General features: G+C 68.5%; 15 protein-coding genes. 9 read left to right on the forward strand and 6 right to left on the reverse strand.

Annotated elements, in window-relative coordinates:
* Positions 1–98 precede the first annotated feature (98 nt).
* The 8 genes from ACFWFP_RS14570 (at position 99) to ACFWFP_RS14605 (ending at position 8,955) form a co-directional block, all read left to right on the forward strand.
* Positions 99–614 (forward strand): YbaB/EbfC family DNA-binding protein, encoded by a 516-nt coding sequence (locus tag ACFWFP_RS14570; protein WP_379295237.1) that lies wholly within the window; start codon positions 99–101, stop codon positions 612–614.
* Complete coding sequence (locus ACFWFP_RS14575) at positions 611–931, forward strand: hypothetical protein (RefSeq protein ID WP_379295238.1); 321 nt, start codon at positions 611–613, stop codon at positions 929–931. Before ACFWFP_RS14570 ends, ACFWFP_RS14575 begins: the two co-directional genes overlap by 4 nt.
* Complete coding sequence (locus ACFWFP_RS14580) at positions 931–6,816, forward strand: glycohydrolase toxin TNT-related protein (RefSeq protein ID WP_379295239.1); 5,886 nt, start codon at positions 931–933, stop codon at positions 6,814–6,816. Before ACFWFP_RS14575 ends, ACFWFP_RS14580 begins: the two co-directional genes overlap by 1 nt.
* 144 nt (positions 6,817–6,960) lie before the next feature.
* Entirely contained in the window at positions 6,961–7,209 is a 249-nt protein-coding gene (locus tag ACFWFP_RS14585) for a hypothetical protein (protein ID WP_379295240.1), read from the forward strand.
* 18 nt (positions 7,210–7,227) lie between these two features.
* The gene (locus ACFWFP_RS14590; RefSeq protein ID WP_379295241.1) at positions 7,228–7,971 is read left to right on the forward strand and encodes a TNT domain-containing protein; all 744 of its coding nucleotides are present in this window, start codon (positions 7,228–7,230) and stop codon (positions 7,969–7,971) included.
* Positions 7,968–8,243 carry a hypothetical protein gene (locus ACFWFP_RS14595; RefSeq protein WP_379295242.1) on the forward strand — a complete coding sequence of 92 codons (276 nt, stop codon included), beginning with the start codon at positions 7,968–7,970 and terminating at the stop codon, positions 8,241–8,243. Before ACFWFP_RS14590 ends, ACFWFP_RS14595 begins: the two co-directional genes overlap by 4 nt.
* 68 nt (positions 8,244–8,311) lie before the next feature.
* Positions 8,312–8,545, forward strand: coding sequence for a hypothetical protein (locus tag ACFWFP_RS14600; RefSeq protein ID WP_379295243.1), 234 nt, complete (start codon positions 8,312–8,314; stop codon positions 8,543–8,545).
* 29 nt (positions 8,546–8,574) lie between these two features.
* Positions 8,575–8,955 (forward strand): VOC family protein, encoded by a 381-nt coding sequence (locus tag ACFWFP_RS14605; RefSeq protein WP_379295244.1) that lies wholly within the window; start codon positions 8,575–8,577, stop codon positions 8,953–8,955.
* A 49-nt stretch (positions 8,956–9,004) separates the two neighbouring features.
* Here the strand turns inward: ACFWFP_RS14605 and ACFWFP_RS14610 are convergent, their stop codons facing one another.
* Positions 9,005–9,388 (reverse strand): MerR family transcriptional regulator, encoded by a 384-nt coding sequence (locus ACFWFP_RS14610; RefSeq protein ID WP_379295245.1) that lies wholly within the window; start codon positions 9,386–9,388, stop codon positions 9,005–9,007.
* Between the two features lie 13 nt (positions 9,389–9,401).
* On the opposite strand from ACFWFP_RS14610, the gene ACFWFP_RS14615 reads away from it, so the two are divergent.
* Positions 9,402–10,232, forward strand: coding sequence for an NAD(P)-dependent oxidoreductase (locus ACFWFP_RS14615; protein WP_379295246.1), 831 nt, complete (start codon positions 9,402–9,404; stop codon positions 10,230–10,232).
* Between the two features lie 86 nt (positions 10,233–10,318).
* On the opposite strand, the gene ACFWFP_RS14620 is transcribed toward ACFWFP_RS14615, so the two are convergent.
* Genes ACFWFP_RS14620 through ACFWFP_RS14640 form a run of 5 tightly spaced genes read right to left on the reverse strand, consistent with a single transcriptional unit; the run spans position 10,319 to position 25,431 of the window.
* Complete coding sequence (locus tag ACFWFP_RS14620) at positions 10,319–15,049, reverse strand: condensation domain-containing protein (RefSeq protein ID WP_379295247.1); 4,731 nt, start codon at positions 15,047–15,049, stop codon at positions 10,319–10,321.
* A gap of 43 nt (positions 15,050–15,092) precedes the next feature.
* The gene (locus tag ACFWFP_RS14625) at positions 15,093–20,234 is read right to left on the reverse strand and encodes an amino acid adenylation domain-containing protein (protein WP_379295248.1); all 5,142 of its coding nucleotides are present in this window, start codon (positions 20,232–20,234) and stop codon (positions 15,093–15,095) included.
* A gap of 13 nt (positions 20,235–20,247) precedes the next feature.
* Positions 20,248–23,376 (reverse strand): nocobactin polyketide synthase NbtC, encoded by a 3,129-nt coding sequence (nbtC, locus tag ACFWFP_RS14630; RefSeq protein WP_379295249.1) that lies wholly within the window; start codon positions 23,374–23,376, stop codon positions 20,248–20,250.
* The gene (locus ACFWFP_RS14635) at positions 23,369–24,682 is read right to left on the reverse strand and encodes a polyketide synthase (protein WP_379295250.1); all 1,314 of its coding nucleotides are present in this window, start codon (positions 24,680–24,682) and stop codon (positions 23,369–23,371) included. The genes nbtC and ACFWFP_RS14635 overlap by 8 nt, the downstream gene beginning before the upstream one ends.
* The gene (locus tag ACFWFP_RS14640) at positions 24,679–25,431 is read right to left on the reverse strand and encodes a thioesterase II family protein (RefSeq protein ID WP_379295251.1); all 753 of its coding nucleotides are present in this window, start codon (positions 25,429–25,431) and stop codon (positions 24,679–24,681) included. The genes ACFWFP_RS14635 and ACFWFP_RS14640 overlap by 4 nt, the downstream gene beginning before the upstream one ends.
* Positions 25,432–25,548 lie beyond the last annotated feature (117 nt).

A 25,548-nucleotide genomic window follows, 5' to 3' on the forward strand; every position in this document is an offset into this window, starting at 1 on the left:
TCACCGCCATATGGTGAGACCTACGTCACATCATGCAACCTCCGGCGTCTGCCGCGCGTCCAAACTCATGACGTGCTTCCTGACAGATCGAGGGTCTCATGAACGACGATTGGTCGGCGCCGACACAGGCATCGAACAACGCTCTGCGTGCGCAGATCGATTCGATGCTGGATACCTTCACCGCTGAGAAGGCGGCTCTGCTCGACGCCCGGTCCCAGGCCACCCAGCTCGCGACCGCCTGGTCGGCGGACGGGCTGGTCCGCGCCTCCGGCACCATCGCGGGGATCTCCGAGGTCCACATCGAGCCGGACGCCTTCAAACGGTCGACCCCGGAGTCGCTCGGCCGATCGGTAACCGAGGCGATAGCTCAGGTAGCCGCGCAAGCCGCCCAGATCCAAGAGCAAGCCCTCGCCCCGCTGTCGGATCTGAGCGCGAACATGCCGGACCTCCCCGACCTGATCCCGGGCGCCCCCAGCATGAAAGACCTCATCGCCCAGCTGACGCCGCCACCGCCACCGGCCCCCGAACCGGTCACCGACTCACCTCACAGCCTCGTCGATGACACCGACGACGAAGAAGGCGAATACTTCCGCAACCGCGGATACCTCCGATGAGCTCGCTGAAAGCCGACCCGCAAGCGCTGCGCGGCACACAGCCGTCGTTCACCTCGGTCGCCGACACGATCACCACCGGCGCCCAGAAGCTGGCGGCCATGATCGCGGCGGAGGGTGAGTGCTGGGGCAGCGACGAGATCGGCCAGTCGTTCGCCAAGAACTACACTCCCGGCGTCGAGCCCGGCCAGAAGGCGGTGACCGGCCTGGCGACGGTGATGACCCAACTCGGCGAGAACATGGTCACAGTCGCCGAAGCACTACAGACTCAGGACACGACGCGCGCCGGTGAGATCGACAAGGCCACGGGGTCGCTGTAGTGGGCATCGAGATCCCCGACGAGCTCGCCTGGGTGGCCAAATATATTCTCGGCGCGGGTGATTGGCCCGAAGGTGACGAAACGGCGATGCGCCGGGTCGCCGACGGATGGACCGCCATGGCCAACACCCTCGACACGGTCGACGACAACGCCGCCCTCGCACTGAACGCCGCCCTGACAGCGCTGTCCGAAGGCGAAACCCACACCGCCATCACCGCTTACCGCGACAAGCTGCTGTCGGGCGACGAAGCAACCTTCACCGCTGTTCGCCAGTGGTGTGCGAAACAGGCCGAACTACTCGAAGACGGCGCCAACGATATCGAGCACACCAAACTGGTGATCATCGCGACGATGGTCATCGCCGCGGTGGAGATCGGTGCGGCGATCGCGACCTCGTGGACAGGTGTCGGCGCCGTCGCCGGTGTGGCCGCCCGGGTGGCCGCCCAGGTCGCGGTGCGGGTGGCGATCAAGCAGCTCATCGCCCGCATGCTCACCCGCGGCGCCGCCAAGGCAGCCGCCCGGTTAGCGCTGCGCGGCGCCGCGTTCGAAGCACTCGAGGAAGGCGGCACCGATCTCGGCGCACGGCTGATCCAGGTAGCCAAGGGCGACCGCTCCACCGACAAGTTCGGCTGGACCGATCTGGGCCTGGCTACTTTCGGCGGCGCGGTCGGCGGTGCGGCAGGCGGCCTGCTCGGCGGCGGCACCGGCGCGCTCGGCGATGTCGCGTCCTCGACCGCGGGCAAACTCGCGGGCAAGGTCGTCGGCGGCACCGTCACCGAACTGGGCGCCGACCTCTCCGCCCAGGTCGCCACCGCGGGAGTCGGCGCGGCCTTTCTCGGCCAGGAATTCAAACTGGATGTAGGCGTGGACACCTTCACCAGTGCTGGCGCCGGTGGCGTCCAGAGCGCGCTGGAATCCAGCAGCCACGGTGGAAACAGCACGGCCCCCACCGTTCCCGATCTGGGCACCGACGTTCCCGGCTCCACCACGCCCGCGGGGACCGATACCCCGTCCGGTGATCAGAGCCCGAACGCATCCGACAACACCGGCCCGAACGCGCCGGCAACGCCGAACAACGGCGGGTCGACGAACCCAGCATCCACCGCTCCCACCGGGGACGGCGCAACCCCACAAAACGGTTCGCCCAACACCTCGGCACCGGGAGAATCCGCACCTTCGAGCCCCAATGGCAACGGCGCGAACGACACTTCGCCCACTGGCGACTCCACACCGTCGAGCCCGAACAACAACGGATCCACCGACACCGGGCAAACCGCGCCCTCGTCCAACGGATCCCCCTCCCCCGGCGACACGACACCGTCCAGCCCGAACGGCAACGGGTCCAACCCGACCCCACCGACCGGTGACACCACACCATCGAACCCGAGCAGCGACACCCCCACCGCTACACCCCAGACCGGCGAGTCGCCATCGACCCCGAACAGCAACGCCCCCACCGAAACACCGTCTGCCGGCGAAACCTCGCCCTCGAACAACCCCACGAACACATCGCCCACAGGCGACACCCCAACGCCCCACCCCACAGGCTCGTCGCTGGACCTCCCGACCCAGGATTCCTCGACCCAGCCGAACGCCCCCACCGATACGGCCCCGAATACCTCTACCGGACAACAGAACCCGACGCCGAGCGACAACGCGCGAGCCGACACCACCCCCACATCACCGGCGAATCCCCAACCCACGACACCAGCCCCCACCAACACTCCGGATTCGACCACCCAACAACCGAACACATCGACACCCACGCAGGAGTCGACCCCACAGCAATCACCGACTTCGACTCCCGCCGCAACCACCGGTTCGCCGCTCTCCACAACCTCCCAACCGGCAACCCCTTCGAACAATCCCACCCACACCCCGGCCGACATCACTCGGCCGTCCTCCACGACGGACACATCGACAGCGACCGCCACCACCGCGACAGCGCCCCAAACCGCGAACCCCGCAGCAACACCCACCACGTCGACGCCGCCACCCACTGCCTCACCGACACCCACGTCGACGCCCCCGATCAGCCAGATCCCACCATCAGCATCGTCGTCGCCCAGATCGATCACGACGCCCCCGGCAACCACCGGAACCCCACAACCCACGGCCCCACCGACCCCGCCGACAACCCCCGAAACGCGCCCGGCGACGAGTCCCGACAGCCGGCCGAGCACCACCACTCCCACCAACGCTGCCCAGACGACACCGCAAAACACCACGCCTGCAACACCTTCGAATCCAACGCCTGCCCCGGCAAACGGATCACCCGACCCGGGTTACAGTCCCGATGCCCGCCCCTTGCGCGACGCACTACGCCATCAACCGCCGCACGACGGCCGAACAACCACCGTCGGCGCGAACAAGAATCCGACCCAACCGCGCCCCTCCTACCGGATTCGCCGCTTCCAGGTCGGCAACCGATGGGTCTCGGTGGCCACGATCCGCGCCCACATCCCCAACACGCACCTGATGTCTCCAGCCGAACTGAGCCAGGAGATCGAATTCGCCCAGCGCGCAGTCGATGCGGCCTTCAACCATGCACAGGACCTCCACAGCGGCGACCAGTTCCTCGTCGACCTCGAGCTGACGACCGACCCCGCTGCCGCCGACCTGCGGCTCAATTTGCAGCAACACCCGTTCGACCTGTCCAACGACCTCCGCGAGCACATGGGCTTGCCGCGGAGCACACCGGACACACCGCTGAGCCCCGACGACCTTCGCGCGATCAGCAACGACATCGCCCGAGCCAACACGCCGTCGCCCCTGGCCGACATGCCGGGGACGCGAGTGTTCGCCCCCGGCTACCTGCGCGGCGTCGAAATCCCCCAGCACCAGCACGCGGTCGAAGACGCCCTACGCGACGGCAACCGGTTCATGGTCGGTGCCGATCCGAGAACAAATCCCTACGGGCGGTTGATCAACGACGGCGGACCACACGTCACCGGGCGAAATATCAACTGCCTCGACGCCTCGCTTGCCGCGCTGGCGTCGTTCAACGGCCGACCAGAAGTCTCCGCACCTCGAACGGTGGATTTGCTTCCCGACGGAACTGTCAGCCGACAAGGAGAACGGAACGGCCCAGATCGCGCCGCAGCATGGCTCGGTGGCCAATGGCAGACCTTCGCGAACCCCAACCAGTCCGTCCCGGACCGGTTTCAGGCCCTTCACGACTGGATCAGCCAGATGGGACCCGGTTCGTCGGCACTGGTCCTCAACGACTGGCAGGGCGGCGGCGGGCACGCAACCGCTATCGTCTACCCGATCGGTGCGAGCGGTCCAGTCTGGTGGGACCCACAACAGCGGACGTTCTCGGATTCTCCACCGGCGAGCCTGACGTCTCAATCCTCTTCGTTCAGATTCATGACGGTTGACCAGCAGGGAGCAGCGAATGGAGCCGCCACAACTCCGAACAGCGGAACAAGTGCGGGACTACCTGGCTCAGATATTCCCGGCGCGGGAGTTCAGTCTCCTTCAGAGCCGACACGCCTGGATCTGCCGCGAGATTCTGACCCCGGCGGAGATCGCGGAGGGGACGGGTCTAGGCCTGGCGAGCTACGCGGTGGACAAGGAGACCGGAGTGGTCACGACGCAGTCGAGCCTGGCACTGACGACGATCGGCGAGATGTACGACGCAGCGATCGAGACCGGGACTCCGATCCAAGCCGAACAGATCTATCCCCCACTGAATCGACTGACGCTCCAACAGATCCGGCAAGACCCGGAGACGATCGAGTACCTGGTGACGGTCGAATCGCTGGCGACAACCCCGCCGACCAGAGAAGACCTCAATCTGACCATCGACAAGGTGACCCTGGAAGCCACTCCGTACACACCGTTGGCACCGATGGTGGCCGCGAGGGCGGCGTGGAGCCGGCAGCGCAACGGCACGTGGCCGACAACGGAGACATTCGAGGTGTAGTCGACTCGTCGGACGCGAGCCACCCGGCCGATGCGGGAATCGACGCAACGGCAGCGAGGGACACCGGAGTCACCCCTGCACTGTCCGGTTCGACTGCGCCGTCAGATGGCAGTCCGAGCACGACGAACGGTCCGGCTGATCAGGCCCGCCGCGCACGCGAACTGTTGCGCACAGAGACCCCCGAGATCGGACGGTCCGTCACAGTCAGAGCACCCAGCGGGGGCCGCAGGTATCAAGTCGACCGCTACCCCGATGCGCTCGGCCAGCCGGTCACAGTCGCACGCATCAACGTCAACGTCGCATCTGGGCCAGGTGTCGGATCCCAGTCGTTGGCGGACCTCGGCGAACAGCTACAACAAGCAACCGACACCACGTTCAACCAGGGCAGCCAGTTCCCCAACGGGGAATGGTTCATGGTCGACCTCGTTCCCGTGGATAACCCGGCCGATGCCGAGATGCAGGTAAGGGTGGACGACACGGGGCGACCCGGCACCACTCACCCGAACGCAGACGTCACAGCTCTGACGTCACAGCTGCGCGGTCAGCTCGGGTTGGCTCCGAGTTCCGCCGGCACCCTCTCGCCGAGCGATCTTCAACAGCTCAGCAACGAGATCGACCGTGCCACGCTCGTCCCGACTTCCCTCCCACCCTGGCTCGCACACGCGGCTGAATCCACCACCGACATCGACGCACAGGCGACCGACTACCGAACGACCTCGACTCTGGACTCGGACAACGCGTCGGTAGCAGGCCACGACACCAGCGACACGTCGCTGCCCGTCGCCGATTACTTTCAACCCAACGGACTACCGGTAACTACCGACGAGCTCGTCCATCCAGACATGGACGAGGCCGAACTTCAACAACTACGAGCCCTCGACAGCCAACTGTCGGCCATCGCGAGGGATCACCGCACCAGGACGGGAGCCTTTCCGGATCCACCGCCCGGCGTCGGCCGCGGCAATCCCGCTGTGGACGCGCTGCTGCCCGACGGCTGGGACCCATTCCACGGAGTTGGCCGCGACGCCTGGATGCGGTCGATCGCCGGCCCGAACGGCGATCCCGCTTGGGCGGACGGCAATCTATATCCGCAGGGCTTCTCCAGCCCGACCGACCGTCACCCGGCCGTGCTCCAACCGGGCGAGGTCATCGACCGATTCGGTGGGCCTTCTGGCAGGTTCACATCACCTGCGGGTGTTCCGTACCCGCAACGAGCGCTGCCGCCGACCAACCTCGACGGTGAGTCGTACCACCAATACGAGGTCCTACGGCCATTGCCTGTGTGGCAGGGCGGCATCGCTCCCCAGATGGGAGAACCTGGGCTCGGATCGCAGCACCATCTTCCGGTCAGCGTGCAGGCACTTATCGATGCCGGATATCTGAGAGAAGTCGATCCCCTTCCTCACGCACCTACTTCCGGTTCTGACGTCGATGTCCCGACTGCCGAAGGCTTGGAAGAACGTGGCAACCCCGCGGCGTCTCCCACCACTCATCCGTTCGCGGACGACCGCCCAGGGTTCTCGATTATGTCCGCGACCGATCGCTTCTACCAGGACGTACAGAGTGTTCCGCCACTTGCGGGGCACTACGATGTTGTTGCGCATGGGCGGCCGGACAGCGTGAACATGGACTCGACCGGAGGAGGAACAATGTCTGCGCGAGAGCTGGCTAATTTGATCCGCCATCGATCGGACTATGTACCCGGCACTCCCATCCGGTTGTTGTCCTGCAATACCGGACGGCTCGACGGCAATTTCGCACGAAGTCTTGCCCAAGCGCTCGGCACGCCGGTGGTAGCGCCGGATGGATACCTCTACACGTCCCGAGGCAGACTCGGGGTTGATGCCAGACTGCGGAGTATCAGCCCATGGCAAGTACCACGATTGCCTGACACATGCCATCGATTCCACCCCGACGGCAGAGTCGAGGAATTGGACCGTTCCGAGTGGGAAGGCTGAGTGTTGAAACTACTGCCCAATTTTTCGGAGGACCCTCGCGAAGGCATCGACGGGTGGCCGGAAGTCAGCTTGGCCGACCTCGTCGGATGCCTGGACAACGAACTCCGCGAACCGCTTTCGCATTACCTGCTGGAGTGTCAATCGTTGGTCACGACCCAGTCGATGGCCGACCCGCTCGACCCGGCACGTGACCACGGCGTACCGACCGGGATGTCGAGCGACGGCACGTGGGTGTGGTCCACATACTGGGGATACTTCGTGCGGGAGTACGGAATCGCGGTTCCCGCCGAGTTCATCGACCATGCCCGATCGCGCAGTTTTGAGCCGGTCCTGCTCGACGATACCGAGCAGGAACGTATCGACAGCGAGCTCGAAGCCGCGTTCTCCGACTGAGCTAGAAGAGGTTTCATCGTGAACATCGACGAACTCACCATGATCTTGCGGGGACTTGGTGTGCCCGACTCGGTTGCCTCGGTCGGGAGACTTCGCGACGACCATTACTGCTTGGTACCAGGCCGAGACGGCTCGTTCGAAGCCTTTTGGTACGAACGTGGCGGCCCACACGACCTGTGCGTATACGACACCGAAGCCGCTGCGTGTTACGGCTTCCTCGGGTTGATCGGCGGAGCGCTCGACGGGTCACAGCCACTGGCACCGGGTCGCGGTACTGCCGGATCTGTCGGCGGCGCGCCGATCAGCAGTCCGGCTGTTCAATCGATTCTCGATGACGGTGATCTGTTCGGCGGTATGCGTGAAGCGCAATGGGCGCGGGAGTTCGTGGCTCCTGATGACGTCGGAGCCTCGGCGGGCAGACGGCTACTGCGCTGGCCCGATCCGATACTCCATCCAGATGGCTTCGCGACCCCCACCGACCGGACACCAACTCGGCTCGCCCCGGGTCGGATCATGGACTCGTTCGGCACCACCTTCACTCGACTGCTCTACGACATCGGAACCCCCTTCGGCGCGCGTTCGCTTCCGATCGACTACGCCGAATCCGGATACCGACGGTGGAAAGTCCTGACACCGACGCCAGTGTGGTCCGGCCCCGTCGCTCCGTGGTTTGCCAGGCCAGGTGGCGGCAACCAATACTTCACCGTGATGCCGGTCGTGGATCTGGTCGGCGCGGGATTCATCGAGGAGATTGCGGTATGACTCCGAACGACGATGTGTTCTCCCCGAATCCGATCACCCAACTCGCTCGGTTCTCCCATGTCGATGCGCCCGCGTCCCTTGTCTCGGAAGGTGAACTGCGCGAACAAGCTTGGTGTCTGATCGAGGGAGATGACGGGTGGTGGGACGTCTTCTACTACGAACGCGGCGCCCGAACCACCAAACTCGGCCGTGCCAAATCCCGTCTCGCTGCCCTCCGGCTACTCGGCGGGCGCCTGCTCTACACCGACATCCTCAATCGGGCCACCTCATAAGCCACCGCTGTGTCCGGACTCGAATGCGCTGCTGACCAACGACATTCGACTGCCGAAAGGAGGAGCCTGTGGCGATCTACGTGGTTTTTCGGAAGTCTTCGGAAGACTCGATGGGGGTGACCTATGAGTTCGGTGGGGCGGATCACCGGTTCGATCGGGTGCTGAGGGTCAATGCTGTGGATTATTCGGTCAGGGTGGAGGACGGGCGGAACGACCACATGACGGTGCGGGTGGCGGGGATGGCGATACGGGGGCATCGGGACGATGGGGTCTGGCCCAAGGCCGGTGTTCATCAGGCGTGAGGTGCCGGGTGCGGGCGTAGGGTCGCCTCATGGCTTGCAAGATCACCGAACTCGTCATCGATTGCGCCGACCCGGAACTGCTGGCGGGCTTCTGGTGCGAAGTGCTCGGCTATGTCGTGCTGGATCGGGACGAGAGTGACGTCCAGATCGGCTCGCCGGGAACCGAATTCGGTGGGCCGCAGCCCACTTTGCTGTTCAGCGTCAGCACCGACCCCAGGCGGGGGAAATTGCCGATGCACCTCGATGTGAACGCCACCGACCGCGATCAGGACGACGAACTCGAGCGTCTGCTCGGTGCGGGTGCGCGCAAGGTCGACATCGGACAGACCGGCGACGAAACCTGGCACGTGCTGGCCGACCCTGAGGGCAACGAATTCTGCCTGCTGCGGCGGCGAGTGGGGACAGCCTGAGCCACTCGGCGGTCGGGTCTGCCGACCGGATCCGGCCGACGACCATCGCTCAGGCGGGGGTCGGTTCGGATCCGTCGAAGGGTGGGTAGGTGTCGCCGGTGGTGCGTTCGGCGGCGGCGATGTAGACGGCCAGGGCTTCGCGGGATTGTGTGAGGCGGTCGATGTGGTCGTCGATGCGGTTCAGGCGGGTTCGCATGGCGGACAGTAGGTCTGGGCAGGCGGGGAGGGTGGGGGTTTCACCTTCCGCGCAGGGTAGGAGGTAGGCGATGTCTTCGGAGGACAGGCCGGCGCCGAGCAGGTGGCGGATCTGCTTCACGCGTAGCGGGGCGGTGTCGTCGTATTCGCGGTAGCCGTTCGGGCTGCGGTCGGCGACCATCAGGCCCTGGGCTTCGTAGTAGCGCAGTTGGTGGGCGTTGACGCCCGTGCGGGTCATCGGACTCGGCCTCATGGGTCGATCGCTCGCCGGCGCGTTCCTCGCGGCCGGGTATCCCACCACCGTCTGGAATCGGACGCCCGCCAAGGCCGACCGCCTGGTGGCCGAGGGCGCGCGACTCGCGCCGGCCATCGGTGACGCCCTGCGGGCGAGCGCGATCACGATCGTCTGCGTCACCGACTACCCGGCCGTGCGCGATCTGTTCGCCGCGAGCGATGTCGACGGCACGACCCTGCTCAATCTCACCTCGGGCGACTCTGCCCAGGCCCGCGAAACGGCCCACTGGTTCGAACAGCGCGGCGCCCGCTACCTCGACGGCGCGATCATGGCCATCCCGCAGGCGATCGGAACTCCCGACGCGGTGATTTTGCACAGCGGTCCACAGGCCGACTTCGACGCACACCGGAAAACCCTCGAAGTACTCGGCACCGTCACCTATCTCGGCGCCGACCACGGCCTGGCCTCCCTGTACGACGTGGCGGGTCTGACCATGATGTGGAGCGTCCTCAACGCGTGGCTCCAAGGCACCGCCATGCTCCGGACCGCCGGTGTCGACGCCGCGACGTACGCCCCGTTCGCGCAGATGATGGCGACCGGGGTGGCCACCTGGCTGCCCGGCTACGCCGAGCAGATCGACAGTGGTTCCTATCCCGCCGAGGTGGCGGCTCTGGAGACCGACGCGCGAACGATGGCGCACGTGATCGAGGAGTGCGAGGCGCTCGGCGTCAACGCCGAGCTGCCGAAGTTGTTCAAGGCCATGGCAGATCGGTCTATCGCCGCAGGTCACGCCGGTGAACAGTATCCCGTGTTGATCGAGGAGTTCGCCAAGCCACACAGCGACTGACCTGCCCCGCGTGAGCGAGAGGTAGCCCGCGTGCCAGACACGACGATGCGGACACACAGCACCGACATCGCCCAGCGATCGGCGCCCTACCCGTTCACCACGTCGGCGAGCGTGATGATCGCCTGCTCCCAGAGTTCAGCGAAACGCGCGGCCTGGTTTTCGGTGAACAGGGATGCGCTCCAGCGGAAGTTGGTGGTCAGGGCGGGCCCTTCGGGGGTGGTGCCGATGCCTGCGATGACGTCGATCGCGTATCGCAGGGGGAGGTCGGGTTCGGGGTCGAGGGGCAGGGCCTGGTCGTGCTTGCCGACGAGCAACGACCAGGGGTCGGATTCGTTGCCGCTGAGGTCGATTCGGCCGAGGTAGTTGAACTCGACCTGGGGTTCGGCGGCGGCGCGGAGTTCCGCCGCGCGGTTGACGTAGCGCAGCAGGCCGTAATCCAGTCCCTGGTTGGGGATTTCGCGCAGATGCGTCGAGACGGAGTCGAGCAGTGCGCGGGCGGCGGCCGGGTCCGCTTGTGCGCGGGCGATATCCACCGCGTTGTCGCCGACGCCGAGGCGGACGGGGAAGACGCTGGTGAACCAGCCGAGGGTGTTGGCCGTGTCGGTGTCGAGGGTTGTGTCGGCGCGACCGTGGCCCTCCATGGCGATCAGGGCGCCCGCGGCCGGGTCGTTTCCGTTGTCGGCGTGCAGCGAGGCCATGGTGATGGTGAGGGCGGTGAGAAGGAACTCGCGGACGCCCTCGTCCTTGCCGACGCGGTCGAGGAGCCGGTCGGTGACCGCGACCGGCGTCGCGACCGTGCTGACGCGCAGGCTCGACCAGGTGTCGGTGGCCGGTGCCGGGTGCCGAGAGCCGAGGGCGGCATCGGGCTCCCTGACCTGCGTGGCCCAGTAGTCGCGCTGGGCAAGGACTTCCGGTGCGGACGCACGCTGCCACATGGCCTCGGACCACTGCCGGTAGGAGGTGAACTCGGGCAGCATCTTCGGCGTCACGCCGGCTTGGATCTGCTGCCAGGCGGCGGCGAGGGCATCGAGCATGATGTGCCAGGACACGACATCGACCGCGAGGTGGTGTACTGCGAGCAGCAGGATGTCGTCACCGGAGCCGGAGCCCGGGACGCCTGCCGGATCAGTCGCGCCTGCGACTTCGGCGGCATCGGCCGGCTCGGCACCCGCGAACCACACTGCCCGAACCATGTCCCCGGCCCGAGGGTCGATCGCGTCGTTGGCGATCCGCGCGTATTTCGTGATGGCCGTGTCGAGTTGGGCCCCGCCGAGCCCGCGGGGTGCTTCGATGACGAGGTCGCCCGCGTTCACCACGCCGGGCGCGCGCGTGACCATGCGCGGGCCGTCCGGCGTATCGGTGAGCACCGCGCGCAGGGTGTCGTGCGCGTCGAGCAACGCCTGGAGGGTGGATTCCAATGCCGCACGGTCGATTCCAGCGGGCAGACGCAGGAGCGCGGCCTGGGTGAAGCGGCGGTAGTTGCCGTATTCGTACATCCAGGACACCACCGGCAGCGGCGGGACCACACCGTAGGCGTCGGCGCCGGACTGCGCGGCGGCGACCGGCGCGTCCTCGACGGCGGCGGCGAGTTCGCGAATGGTCGGGCAGGCCAGCACCATGCGCGGATTGAGCGCGAGGCCGCGGCGACGGGCCTTGTTGACCAGCGAGATCGCGACGATGCTGTCGACGCCGAGTTCGTAGAAGTCGGCGTCGATGCCGGGGGCGCGGCCGTCGAAGAGTTCGGCGAACAGCTCGCTGAGCGCGATCTCGGTGGGCGTCTCGGCGGCCGCGAAGCTGTCGGCGACCGAGAGCGACTGCTCGGCGAGCTCGTTCAGCGCGGGACCGTCGAGCTTGCCGTTGACGTTCACCGGCAGCTGGTCCAGCACGACGATCCGCGCGGGAATCATGTACGCGGGCAAGCGTTGCGCGAGATCGGCACGCACACGGCTCACGATCACGGTCCGTCCGGCCTTGCCGACGACGAAGCCGACCAGCGACGCTCCACCGGCACGGCGCACCACGGTCACCGCGGCGGTGTCGATATCGGCCGAGCGCCGCAGCGCGGTCTCGATCTCGCCGACCTCGATGCGATAGCCGCGCACCTTCACCTGGGCGTCGGCGCGGCCGAGGTAACCGAAGCGAGCGCCGGGGAGTCGACGCACGAGGTCGCCGGTGCGGTACATGCGCTCGCCGGGGCGCGTCGGGTCGGCGACGAAACGGTCCGCGGTGATGGCGGGTTTGCCGAGGTAGCCGCGGGCCAGCTGCACTCCCGACAGGTAGAGCTCGCCGACGATGCCCTGCGGGACCGGTCGCAGCCGGGAGTCGAGCACGTAGCCGACCATGCCGCCGTTGGCGGTGCCGATGGTGGGGATTTCGGAGGTGGCGACGGGCGCGACCACCGCTTCGACCGTGGTCTCGGTAGGTCCGTAGCAGTTGTACACGGCCGTTGCGGGGAGCGCGCGCAACCGTGCCCACAGTGCGGTGTCGATCGCTTCGCCGCCGAGGGCCAGCACCGGTAGTGCGCGATCGAGCAGGCCCGCTGCCGCCAGCTGGGCGAGCATCGACGGGGTCGTGTCGATCATGTCGATGCCGAATTTGGCCATGCCGGAGACGATGCGGTGCGCGTCACGCATCTCCTCGGCGTCGAACAGGTGCAGCGCCTGCCCGGCGAAGAACCCGACCATCGGCTGCCAGGAGGCGTCGAAGCCGAGCGACCAGGCGTGCGCGATGCGCAGTGGGCGGCCGAGCTTGCGCATCGCCGGACGGTAGAAGCGTTCCAGGTGATCGGCGAAGTAACCCGCCAGGGCGGCGTTCGTGCCGACGACGCCCTTGGGTTCGCCGGTGGAGCCGGAGGTGAAGATGATGTAAGCGCTGTGGTCGAGTTCACGACGCACGGTAGGTGCCTGGGCCGACCTGGCCGCGATCCGTGCCAGGACGGCGGGCTGGTCGAGCGCCAATACCTGGACTGCTCGCCGATCGGCCGGCGACGGAACGACGGCATCCGAACCTCCGGAGCCGCCCGCGACCGCGCCGTCACCGTGTCCGGTCTCGACGATCTTCTCGCCGAGAGGCGCATCGCTGTCGACCGACACAATGTCGAGGTTCGTCGCGTCCAGCAGCGCGCGATCCGCGCCGAGGATGACAGCGAGCGTCGGGTTCGATTGGCGCAGAATCGATTCGATGCGTCCGGCCGGGAGTGAGATGTCCACCGGCACATAGGCGGCGCCTGCGGCGAAGGTGGCCATGATCGCGATGATCGCGCGCGGTCCGCGCGGGAGCATCAGGGCGACAACGGTTTCCGGGGTGACGCCGTGGGCGGCGAACTCCCCCGCCATCCGGCAGGCCTGCTCGTGCAGCGCGCGGTAGGTGTACACCTCGCCGGAGGTGGTGGTGAGGGCGATCGCGTTCGGGTCGGCGGTCACCTGCCGCTCGAACAGTTCCCACGGGGTGGCTGTCGGGGCCTCGGTGAGATCCGCTGCGGCGCTGACGAGTTCGGCATGCTCGGCGGCGGTGAGCAGATCGATCGCCTCGGTGGTCGCGGCAGCGTCGAGCGAGGGCAGCGTGCGCAGAATGGTGAGCATGCGAGCGCCGAGGTCGGCGGGGTCGAGATGGCCGAGGAGCGCGGGTATCGCTTCGACGAGGACAAGCAGTTCGCCATCGCTCAGGTGGGAGACGACCGTGAGCGGGTAGTGCGCGAGGCTTTCCATCTCGATCGGCCGGAACCGGGCGCCGTCGGGGGCGGTGACCGTCTGGATGGCGTCGTCGATGGGGGCGTTCTCGAAGACGAACAGGGTGTCGAACAGGGCGCCGTGACCGGCCGCGCGCTGCAGGGTCGACAGGCTGAGGTATCCGATGTCGCGCATGGTGGCCGAATCACGTTGCAGGCGCGCGCATTGCGCGACGACAGGCTCGGCGGAGTCGAGGCGGTGCACGACCGGAACGGTGTTGATGAACAGCCCGACCATGCCTTCGACGCCCGTGAGCTTCTCGGGGCGGCCGGAGATGGTGGTGCCGTAGACGACATCACGACGGTCGGTGATGCGGCCGAGCAGCAGCGTCCAGGCGAACTGGACGGCGGTGTTCAGCGTCATCCCGTTGGTGCGCGCCCACTGCTGCAATTGCCCGGTCTCGGTGGCGGACAGCCGCAGTCGCGTGGTCTCCGGCACGGCGGAGCCACGATCGCCGGTGCCGTCGGCCAACACCAGCGGCGCGCTCACCTGCTGTAGGTACTCGGCCCAGCGGCGGGCCGCGGCGTCGTGGTCCTGCGCGCCGAGCCAGCCGATGTAGTCACGGTAGGGACGGGGCGCGGGCAGACCGTCGAGGGTGCCGCCCGCCCGGTAGACGGCGAGCAGCTCGGTGAAGAACACCGCGACCGCCCAGCCGTCCATCAGGATGTGGTGGGCGGTGAGGATCATCCGCTTGCGCGGCTCGGGTGCGTCGGTGACGTCGAGCAGCAGCACCCGCAGCGCGGGACCACGGCTCAGCGCGAACGGGACGCGGCGCTCGGATTCGGCGATCGCGTCGAATTCCGTGGCGAGCGCGGCCCGTTCGGCCCACGGCAACTCCGCGCGCGAGGGGATGATCTGCACCGGTTTGGGCACATCGGTGTCCCAGAACGCGGCGCGCAGGTTCGGATGCCGGTCCAGCATGGCCTGCGCGCTACGACGCAGCAGGCCGGTGTCGAGCGGGCCGTCGATATCGACCACGAACTGCATCGTGTACAGGTCGATCTCGGTGCCCGTCAGCCGGGACAGCGAGAACAGCCCCTCCTGCAGCGGGCTCAGCGCGAGTACGTCTTCGATCTGCGGCGCACTCATGCTGCGTCCCTTCCTAACTGCTGGTCTTCGGCGACGTTCGTGCTCATCCCTGCGCGGACCAGGCGGCCGTCAGCGCGGAGAGGGCGTCGGATTCCAGGCCCGACGCGCTCATCGGCGCGTGCGAAACCTGTTCGGGCTCATCGGCTTGCGTCGCGCCACCGGCGGCCGCGTCGACGGCGGCGGCCAGTTCGGTGATCGTGGCGCATTCGAACACCATCTGCGGCGACAGCGGCAGGCCGAGGGCATCGGCGCGAGCCGACCACTGGATGGAGATGACGCTGTCACCGCCGAGGGCGAAGAAGTTGTCATCACCCTCGACATCGTCGATTTCCAGCAGTTCCTCGATCAGCGCGATCAGGGTGCGCTCGGTGTCGGAGTCGGTCGCCGCACCGGCGGCGACGGCGCTCGCGACCACCGGGGCGGGCGCGGCCAGCAGGCGCTCGAGATCCGCGGCGGGCAGCACGCGCAGGTCGGCGACCGCCAGGTCCGGCGTTTCGGCGAAGGCGCGCAGCGTGGCGGCGAGCGCGTCGGCGATCAGCGCGGCCGTGGCCGGGTCGTAGAGATCGGCGTTGACGACGACGCGGACGTCCATGCCGCCGTCGGCGGTCACGTTCAGGCTCAGGTTCAGATCCAGGAACGAGACGTCGAAGTCGGCGGGCAGCACGGTGACAGTGCTGTCCCCCGAGGTCGCGAACGGGAGCGTGGCGGGTGCCCAGTCGGCGCCACGGAAGTGGACCATGCTCTGGAACAACGGGTTGCGCGAACGCGAGCGGCGCGGGTTGAGCGCTTCGACCAGGCGCTCGATCGGCAGCTCCTGATGAGCGTTCGCGTCGAGCACCACATTGCGTGCGCGAATCACGGTGTCGCGCAACGTCGGCGCGTTCGACAGGTCGTTGCGCAGCACCACCATGTTGGCGAACAACCCGATCAGGGTGGTCGTGGCCGGATCGGTGCGCGCCGCGACGGGAGTGCCGAGGGTGATGTCGGTGCCACCACCGAGAGCGTGCAGCAGGGTGGCCACCGCGGCCTGGCACACCATGAATTCGGTGGCGCCGCTGCGGACCGCGAGCGATTCGAGCCCGGAGCGCACGGTGGCGGGCAACGAGAAGGTCACCACTTCACCGCGCTTGCCGAGCACCGGCGGACGCTGCCGATCGTGGGCGACCGCGATCTCCTCGGGAACGCCGGCGAGCGTGGCCCGCCAGTACTCGATCTGGTCGGTGGCGAACGCGCTCGGTGCGGCCTGGTCGAACAGTTCACGCTGCCACAGCGCGTAGTCGGCGAACTGGACCGGTAGCGGCGCCCAGTTCGGGGCGCCGCCCTGTTCACCGCGTGCCCGGTAGGCGGCAGTGAGGTCGTCGAGCAACACCCCGAAGGACGCGTGATCGGCGACGATGTGGTGCACCAGCAGCGAGAGCACGTGGGTGTCCGCGTCGAGCACGAGCAGTTCGGCGCGGATCAGCGGCTCACCGTCGAGGGTGAAGTGGTAGCCGGCGATCTCGGCGAGCGCCTCGGTGAGGTGGTCGGCGGCGATCTCGCGCACCGGCAGCGGGACCGGAGTCGCGGGGTGCACCACCTGGTAGGGCACGCCGTCGTGTTCGGGGAAGGTGGTGCGCAGCGACTCGTGCCGGGCGACCACGTCATCGAGCGCGGCACGCAGGGCCGCGATGTCGAGTGCGCCGTCGAAACGCAGGGCCAGCGGCAGGTTGCCGACCGAGCCCGCACCCTCCATCCGGTACTGGAACCACATCGCCAGCTGCGAGTACGACAGCGGAACGCGCTCGCCGCGCGGGCGTCCGCCGATCGCGGGGCGAGCGGCCCGGCCCGGTCCGGCGGCCGCGGTTTCCGCGGGCACCACGTCCGCGGTCGCGTGCTCGGCGGGGGCCTCGTCGAATTCGTTGTCGACGGCGTCGAGGTCGATATCGAACTCCGCCAGGAAGCGGGCGACCAGGTTGGCGGCCAGCGCGGCGGGGGTCGGGCTGTCGAAGACGACGCGCACGTCGAGTTCGATGCCGAATTCCGCGCGGACCTGCGCCACCAGGCGGGCAGCGAGCAGCGAGTGCCCGCCGAGCTCGAAGAAGGAGTCCTCGGCGCTGACCTCGTCCAGGCTGAACAGCGCGCCGAACAGGGCGCACACCTTGCGTTCGGTCGCCGTAGCCGGGGCGCGGTGGGTGCGCACCACGGCGGGGGTCGCCGCGGGCAGGGCGCGCTTGTCGAGCTTGCCGTTGACGGTGAGCGGGATCTCGGGGATCACCGCGAACGCGCTGGGCACCATGTATTCCGGCAGTCCGCCCGCCGCGAAGGCATGGACCTGTTCGAGGTCGACGGTGCCCTCGGCGGGCACCACATACGCGGCGAGCATCGCGCCGATGGCAGGGTCCTCGGTCACCACGACGACGCAGTGGGCGACGGCGGGATGCGCGGCGATCGCGGCCTCGACCTCGCCGAGTTCGATGCGGAAACCGCGCACCTTCACCTGCTCGTCGGCGCGGCCGACGAACTCGAGTTCGCCGAAGGTGTTGCGGCGCACCAGGTCACCGGAGCGGTACATGCGGGCGCCCACCGCCGGGCCGCCCTCGGCCGCCGCGAACGGGTCGGCGACGAAACGCTGCGCGCTCAGCGCGGGACGGTCCAGGTAGCCGCGGGCGAGCTGATCGCCACCGAGGTAGAGCTCGCCGACAACGCCGTCGGGCACCAGCTGCAATGCCTCGTCGAGGACATAGGTGTAGACGTTGCGGTTGGGAATGCCGATCGGCACCACACCGGTGCCCTGCGGGCCCGCGACCGGCATGTGGGTCGAGCAGACCACGGCCTCGGTCGGCCCGTAGTGATTGCGGAGTTCGGCCTCGAGGGTGTTGAAGAACCGGTCGGCGACCTCGCCGGGCAGCGCCTCGCCACCGACGGGAATCTGGCGCAGCGACTGCCATTCACTGATCTCGGGCAGCAGCAGGAACGTGCTCAGCATGGACGGCACCATGTGCAGCACCGTCACCTGGCGGCGGGTGATCAGGTCGGCGACGTAGCGGATATCGCGGAAAGCGTTGGGCTTGGGCACGATCAGCTGCGCGCCGACCGTGAGGGTGATCGCGATGTCGACCAGGGAGGCGTCGAAGCTCACCGACGACGACTGCATCAGGCGGTCGGCGGCGGTCATGTTCCAGTCGGCGGTGAAGCAGACGATGTGCTCGGCGATCGCGTTGTGCGGCACCGGAACACCCTTGGGCTTGCCGGTGGAGCCGGAGGTGTAGATGACATAGGCCAGGTTCGCGGGCAACAGCGGACGCAGGCGCTCGGCATCGGTGGGCGCGGTCGCGGAGAGCCCGGCCGCCATCTCCTCGGCGGCGGCCAATTCGACTGCGCCGAGCAATAATCGAGGGTTCGCGTCTTCGACCAGGTACTCGATGCGATCCTGCGGGTAGGCCGGATCGATCGGGAGATAGGCGCCACCGGCCTTCAGCACGGCGAGCACGGCGACGATGAATTCCACCGAGGTGCCGAAGCGGAGGCCGACGATGTCCTCGGTCCCGATGCCCTGCCCGATCAGCCAGTGGGCCAGGCGATTCGCGCGCGCGTGCAGCGCGCCGTAGGTGAGCTCGGTGTCGTCGGAGAGCAGGGCGAGCGCGTCGGGGGCGGCGGCCGCGGCCGATTCCAGCAGCGCGACCAGGGTGGTCGCCGGTTCGTCGACGAGGGCGCCGTGCGAGCGATCGAGCAGGGCCGCGCGGTCGGTGGCACCGAGCATGTCGAGGTTGGCGAGCCTGCGCCGCGGCTCGCGCAACGCGCTGTCGAGGAGCTGACCGAAGTGCGCGAGCAACTGGTCGATGAGGGCCTCGGCGAGCACCTCGGTCTGGTACTCGGCCTCCACTACCGCGGTGCCGTCGGCCTCGAGCACGATGGCCAGCGCCAACGGCACCTGCGCGCTCGCCGCGCCGAGTTCGAGCTGGGTGGAGCGCACGCCGTCGATGGCGAAACCGTCGGCGCTCTTGCGCACCGAGAAGCCGAGGCGGACCAGCTGATCCAAGCCGTCGCGGCCGGCCACCCGATCCGGGTTCGCTTCGCGGACAACACGATCGATGCCGACACCGCGGTGGGCGAAGGCGCCGGTGCAGGTGTCGCGGACCGAGGCGACGAGCTGGGCGAAGTCGGCGTGGTCGCCCATGGTGGCGCGCAGCAGCAGGGTGTTGCCGAAGTAGCCGATGAGCTGTTCGGTGCCCGCGGGGCGGTCGGTCACCGGGATGGAGACGAGGAAGTCGTCGGCCGCGGTGTAGCGGTGGATCAGCGCGTCGAAACCGGCGAGCAGCACCATGAACGGGGTCGCGGACTGTTCGCGGGCGAACTGCTCGGTGCGGGTGACGAGCTCGGCCGGGAGACGCAGGGTTCGGCGCTGGGCGTTGCGGCCCGCGGTGGCCGAGGCGGAGCCGGGCAGTTCGAGGGGTTCGGGCAGCGGGCGCAGGGCGTCGCGCCAGAACGCCACGTCGGTCTCGGCGGGTTCCGCGGTCGACGCGATGGCGGCGAACTGCACCGTGTCACGGCCGGTGGCATCGCCTGCCGCGTTCGCTTCGTCGGGCGAGGCGCTGGGCTGCCCGGCCCGGTACGCGGCGTTCAGTTCGGCGAAGAACACCGCCCAGGAGTCGTCGTCCCAGGCGATGTGGTGGATGGCGAGCAGGACGACGTGCTCGTCGGTCCCGGTGCGGATCAGCGTCGCGCGCAGCGGCAGTTCGGTGCCGAGCGCGAAGGGACGACCGAACTCCCGCTGGGCCAGCACTTCCACCCGCAGGTCACGGCCCGCCTCCGCGAGCTCGATGAGGTCGTGGGTCGACCATTCGGCCCGCGCGTCGGCGGCGAACACCTGGTACGGAGTGCCGTCGACGTCCGCGCCGTAGGTGGTGCGCAGGATGTCGTGGCGAGCCACCACCTGATCGAACGCCGCGTGCAGACGATCGGCGTCGAGCGGGCCGGTGAGGCGGTAGGCGACACAGATGTTGAGGGCGGTGTCGTCGGTATCGCGGGTCTGCAGGAACCACATGCGGCGCTGGCCGGGGGTGAGCGGACGCCGCTCCCCCACCGGAATACGCGGTACGGCCACGGGTTCGGCGGTCACCACGGACATGCCGCGTTCGCGCAGCTTCTGCTGCAGCAGCAGTTTGCGGCGCTCGGCGACGGACAGGGTGGCTTCGGTGTCTGACATGTTCTTCGGCCCCTCAGCCCTGGTTGGTGTTCTGTGCCATGAGCAGCACGACATCGTCGAGCGATGCGCCGCCGAGAATCGCCGCGACCGGCAGATCGCGATCCAGTTCCGCCTTCACGCGCTTGCGGAAATCCAAGGCCTGCAAGGAATCGAGGCCGAGCGCGACCAGGGGCATGGTGGCGTCGATGGCTTCGGCGCTGTCACCGCCGATCACCTTGAGCAGTTCGGTGCGCATGCGCAGGTCGAGCGGGAAACTGTCGGTGGGCGCCGCGGCGGCCACCACCGCCGGAGCCGCGCTCACCGTCTCGGCGGGCGCCGGTGCGACGTGCGGTGCGGGCGTGGCGGATTCGAGCCCGGTGAGCACGCTGGCCTGGCCGAACGCGCCGAGCACCTCGCGCAGGAAGTCCCAGTCGGCGGCGATGATCATGCCGTCGCGCGCCGGCGCGGCGAGCCCGGCCTCGATCGCGTCGGCGGGCACCATCGGGAACACGCCCGCCTCTTCGACCCGGGCGAACCCGGCGTCGTCGAGCGGACCGGCCACGCTCCACAGTCCCCACTGCAGGCTCGCGGCGGCGATGCCACGGGCGCGCAGCCTGCGGGCCGCCACGTCGAGCATGCGGTTGGTCACCGCGTACAGCACCTGTCCGCGTCCGCCCAGTGTCGCCGCCATCGACGAGCACAGCAGAACCCGGCAGTCCACGGTCAGCGCGACCGCGTCGATCAGGTTGTCCAGGCCGCGCAGCTTCGCGGCGGCGGCGGTGCGCACGGCATCGTCGGTGATCTGGTCGAGTTCGGCGTCCACATAATTGACCGCGGCGTGTATCACCAGGTCGACCGGGCGATCGGCGATCTCGGCGCCGAACGCCTTCGCCGCGTCGGCCTCGCTGACATCACACGCGCGCACCACGATCTCGGTCGCGCCGATACCGCGCAACCGGGCCAGTTCCGGTGCCAGCGCCTCGGTTTCGCCCCTGCGGCTCAGCAGCGTGACGCGGCCCGCGCCCGTGCGCGCCAGCTGATCGGCGAATCGCAGTCCCAGCTGACCGGTTCCACCGACGATCACCACGTGATCGAGATCTGTTCCGAACGAACCGGTTTCACCGGTCGTGTCGACAACCAGGCGCTTGACGAACAGCTTGCCCGCGCGCAGGGCCAGCTCGGCTTCACCGCTGGAGTGCACCGCACCGACGATCTTGGCGGCCTGCGCGGGAGCGGATTCGTTCGCGGCGAGATCGAGGTGCCGGAACAGGATTCCCGGGTTCTCGACACCCACACTGCGGAATCCGGCGCTGACGCCCGACTGGAACAGCCCGGGAATCGGGTCGCCGTCGTGGACGGTCTCGCCGCCGACGGTCAGCAGCCAGCATTCGCCACCGGGACGCAGCGCGGACAAGGCCGGAGCCCACGCACGTTCGGCGTAGAACCGCGCCAGCGCGTCGATCGCGTCGGCACTGTCGTCGTCGGCGGCAGCGGGCAACAGCACGACCACGGAGTCAGCGGTCCCCACAGCGCGGTCGTCCTGGGCCGAAGTCGTGTCCACGGCTCCGATGACACGCGCGTCGGCGCCGTGGCGGTCCGCGGCGGCCACCAGTGCGGCGGCCAGCTCGGCGCATTCGCCCGTGTGGTCGACGACGAGCAGACTGCGCGGCGCGGTCAGCGCGCGACGCTGCACCGGAATCCACTGTTCCACCAGCCGTTGCGGTTTCGGGGTGGTGACCACGAGTTCGGCGGGGGTTTCATGGGCGCCGAGGGGAGCCCACAGGCGCTTGGCATTGGTGACGGTATGCGGGAAGTCACGCAGCGGGAGGGTGACCGAGTCGTCGACTCGCAGTGCGTCCCAGCGGTAGTCGATGTCGAGGACGGCAACCTGGGCGAGATTGCGGGTGAACTCCGAGAGCCCGTCCGCGGTGCGCAGCGACGTGCCGAGGACACGGAAGTCCCGCGCGGGCAGGCCGGGACGGTTCGGGACCAGGCTGAGGTTTTCCTGGATGGCCAGTTGCAGCACGGGGTGCTCGGCGACCTCGATCAGCAGGTCGACGCCGTCACTGCCCGCGCTGACCACGGCCCGGTCGAACCGGACGCGGTTGCGCAGGTTCCAGTACCAGTACTCCTCCTGCTTGAGGTCGGGCGTGATCATCTCGCCGAGAGTCGCTCCGTAGCAAGGGATCTCGGAGGCCGAGAAGGTCGGTGCGCTCATCTCGTCGCCGAGGAAGCCTTCGAACTCGGTCCGTACCTCGGCCACGATGGAGGTGTGCGCCGGGAAGGCCACCCGGATCTCCCGCGCGAACTGGCCGCGCGCGGTCGCGGCTGCCACCAGATCCACGACGGCGCCGCGTTCACCGGAGATGGCGATGATGTGCGGCGAGTTGACGACCGCGAGCTCGGCCCACCCCGAATGCCGCGCCATCAGCGCTTCCACACTCTCGCGGTCCATACCGAAGACCGCCATCGAATAGCCGCGCGGGGACAGCCGGTCCGCGAGCAAGGCGCGATGGGTCACCGCGAGCACCGAGTCACGCAGCGTCATCACGCCGGAGACCGCGCCCGCGGCGAGCTCGCCCTGACTGTGGCCGACGGTCGCGTGCGGCTCCACACCCGCCGCTCGCCACACCGCGGCCAGCCCCGTCATGTGGAACATCAACGCGGGCTGCACTTCCCACACCGTGTCCTCGTACTGCCCCTCGTTGCCGAGCAGGTAGTGCAGTGGCTGGGAATGCCCGAATCGTTCAGCGTGGATGGTCGCGCATTCGTCGACCACCGCGCGATAGTCGGCCGACAGCTCGTAGAACGTCGCGCCCATACCGGGCCGCTGACTGCCCTGACCGGGGAAGACGAACCCGATCCGGCGTGCGCTCGCGGGAACGTCGCCCTGCACGACGAGTGCGTGCTCGGCACCGGTCGCGATCGCGTCGAGCGCGGACAACAGCTCATCGGTCGCCCCCGTCGACGATGCCAGGATCAGCGCCCGGCGACGACGGGGCACGCGGGTGCGAAACAGCATGTCCGACAGCCGTTCCGCGCTCACCTCGGGGTGCGCGGCAACGTAGTCGCGCAACGCGGCGGCCTCGGCGCGCAGGCCGTCGACACTGTCGGAGGACAGCAGGACGGGAACGCTGCCGTCCGGCAAGCGGTACTCAGCCATGGTTGGTCTCCTCCAGCACCGGCAGGCCGACGATGGCGTGCGCGTTGGTTCCCGCGACACCGAACGAGGACACCGCGGCATAGCGCAGGCCGTCCGCGCGCGGCGCCCAGTCGGTGAGTTCGGCCGCCAGACGCAAACTGGTCGCGTCCCAGTCGATCTCGGTGTTGGGCGTGTCCGCCCACAGGCTCGGTGCGATGGCGCCGTGCGCACCGCACAGCAGCACCTTGATCAGGCCGAGCATCCCCGACGCCGCCTGCGCGTGGCCGGTGTTGGACTTCACCGAGCCGAGCAGGGGCTTGTCGGTGCGGTCCGGGTTGCCGTAAGTCGTTGCCAGCGCGGTCAATTCGAGCGGGTCGCCGACGGCGGTGCCGGTGCCGTGCCCTTCGATCAGGCCGATGTCGTCGGCGCTGATCCCGGCCGCGGCGACCGTGTCCTCGATCAGCCGCTGCTGCGCGCTCGCACTGGGCACCGCGATCGGCGCACCCGCGCCATTGTGGTTGACCCGAGATCCGAGCAGCTGCCCGTAGATCCGGTGGCCGAGTGCCTTCGCCCGCGATTGCCGTTCCAGCACGATGACTCCCGCGCCTTCGGCCCACAGGGTGCCGGTCGGGTCGGCGGCATAGGAACGGCAGTGGCCGTCGGTGGCCAGGGCATTGTTCTTGGCGAACTCGTAGAACGCGCCGGGCGAACCCATCACGCACACCCCGCCCGCCAGCGCCCAGTCGCACTCGCCCGCGCGGATCGCCGAGGCCGCCTGATGCACGGCGGTCAGCGACGACGCGCACGCGGTATCGACGCTGATCGAAGGACCGACCAGGCCGAGCCCGTGCGAGATCCGCCCGGCCACCGCACCGAGCGCGGTGCCGGTCGCGCGGTAACCGCTGTACTCGTTCACCGAGCTCACCCGCGGCCCGTACTCGGCCGCGGACACGCCCATCCACACACCGGCCGAATCACCGTTCAGCGCGCCGGGATTGATGCCCGCGTGCTCGAGCGCACGCCAGGCCACCCGCATGGCCACCCGCTGCTGCGGATCCATCGCCACCGCTTCGCGCGGGGTGATGCCGAAGAACTGCGCGTCGAATTCGGTCGCGCCGTCGAGGAACCCGCCCGCGTCGCGGACCGGCGCCCAGCCCTCGAGCCTGCCGAGGGCGAACAGTTCGTCGAGCGGCCATTCCCGGTCGCGCGGGAACGGGCCGATCAGCTCACGCCCGGAGGCGAGTGCGGACCAGAAGCCGGGCAGAGTCTCGACGCCGCCGGGGGCTTCGACACCCATCCCGACGATCACGATGGGATCGGCATTCATCGCGCGAGCGCCTGACCGACGAGCGCCTCGGCGATCTCGTCGAGGTTCTCGTCGAGGTAGAAGTGGCCGCCCGCGAACAGGTTCACCTCGATCTCGGCGGTGGTGCTCTGGTCCCAGCCGTAGAGGTCGCGCGGCCCGACGAACGGGTCGTCGTCGCCGCCGAGCACCAGCACGGGCGCCGCGACAGTCACGTCGGGGCCGCAAGAATAGGCGTCGAAGGCGCGGTAGTCGGCCTTCATGACCGGCAGCGCCATCCGCATCACCTCACGGCTGGCCATCACGTCGGCGCCGGTGCCGTTGAGCGTGGCCATGTGGTCGAGCAATTCGTCGTCCTCGGTGGGATGTCCGGGGAGCTCGGCGATTCGGTGCGGTGCGGCGGCTGCGGAGACCACCAGCAAACGCACGGGCAACCCTTCGGCCTCGGCCAGCCGGACGAACTCGAACGCGACGATGGAACCCATGCTGTGACCGAAGACGGTGAGCGGTGCGCCGGTGTTGTGCGCGGAGTCGCGGAACGCCTCGAAGGCGCCGGCGGCCAGCTCGGGCAGCGTCTGGGCGGCGGCTTCGCGCGCGCGGTCCTGACGGCCGGGGTACTGGACGATCACGGTGTCGAAGTCGGCGGCCATACGCTTGGCGAACACCCGGTACGCCGAGGCGCCCGCGCCCGCGTGCGGGAAGACGATCAGCGGCGGTAGGGAATCGGTCCTGGGGGCCTGAAATTGCCTGATCCAGCCGAGTTCTCTTGCCATGTCGCTCTCCCTCACCGACCACGCGAAGCCGCGCGGCCGTTTCGCACTATCCAAACGCCGCGCTCACGCACGGGCCCGCCCGGCGCTGTCGTCCGGAACCGGGCGAATCCTGTTGCA

Origin of the sequence: Nocardia sp. NPDC060249, from assembly GCF_042728755.1 — a bacterium.
GTDB lineage: Bacteria > Actinomycetota > Actinomycetes > Mycobacteriales > Mycobacteriaceae > Nocardia.

Coding starts and splice junctions, on each gene's coding strand:
- ACFWFP_RS14570 (WP_379295237.1), top strand. CDS start 99: ATGAACGACGATTGGTCGGCGCCGACACAGGCATCGAACAACGCTCTG.
- ACFWFP_RS14575 (WP_379295238.1), top strand. CDS start 611: ATGAGCTCGCTGAAAGCCGACCCGCAAGCGCTGCGCGGCACACAGCCG.
- ACFWFP_RS14595 (WP_379295242.1), top strand. CDS start 7,968: ATGACTCCGAACGACGATGTGTTCTCCCCGAATCCGATCACCCAACTC.
- ACFWFP_RS14605 (WP_379295244.1), top strand. CDS start 8,575: ATGGCTTGCAAGATCACCGAACTCGTCATCGATTGCGCCGACCCGGAA.
- ACFWFP_RS14610 (WP_379295245.1), bottom strand. CDS start 9,388: ATGACCCGCACGGGCGTCAACGCCCACCAACTGCGCTACTACGAAGCC.
- ACFWFP_RS14615 (WP_379295246.1), top strand. CDS start 9,402: ATGGGTCGATCGCTCGCCGGCGCGTTCCTCGCGGCCGGGTATCCCACC.
- ACFWFP_RS14620 (WP_379295247.1), bottom strand. CDS start 15,049: ATGAGTGCGCCGCAGATCGAAGACGTACTCGCGCTGAGCCCGCTGCAG.
- ACFWFP_RS14625 (WP_379295248.1), bottom strand. CDS start 20,234: ATGTCAGACACCGAAGCCACCCTGTCCGTCGCCGAGCGCCGCAAACTG.
- nbtC (WP_379295249.1), bottom strand. CDS start 23,376: ATGGCTGAGTACCGCTTGCCGGACGGCAGCGTTCCCGTCCTGCTGTCC.
- ACFWFP_RS14635 (WP_379295250.1), bottom strand. CDS start 24,682: ATGAATGCCGATCCCATCGTGATCGTCGGGATGGGTGTCGAAGCCCCC.
- ACFWFP_RS14640 (WP_379295251.1), bottom strand. CDS start 25,431: ATGGCAAGAGAACTCGGCTGGATCAGGCAATTTCAGGCCCCCAGGACC.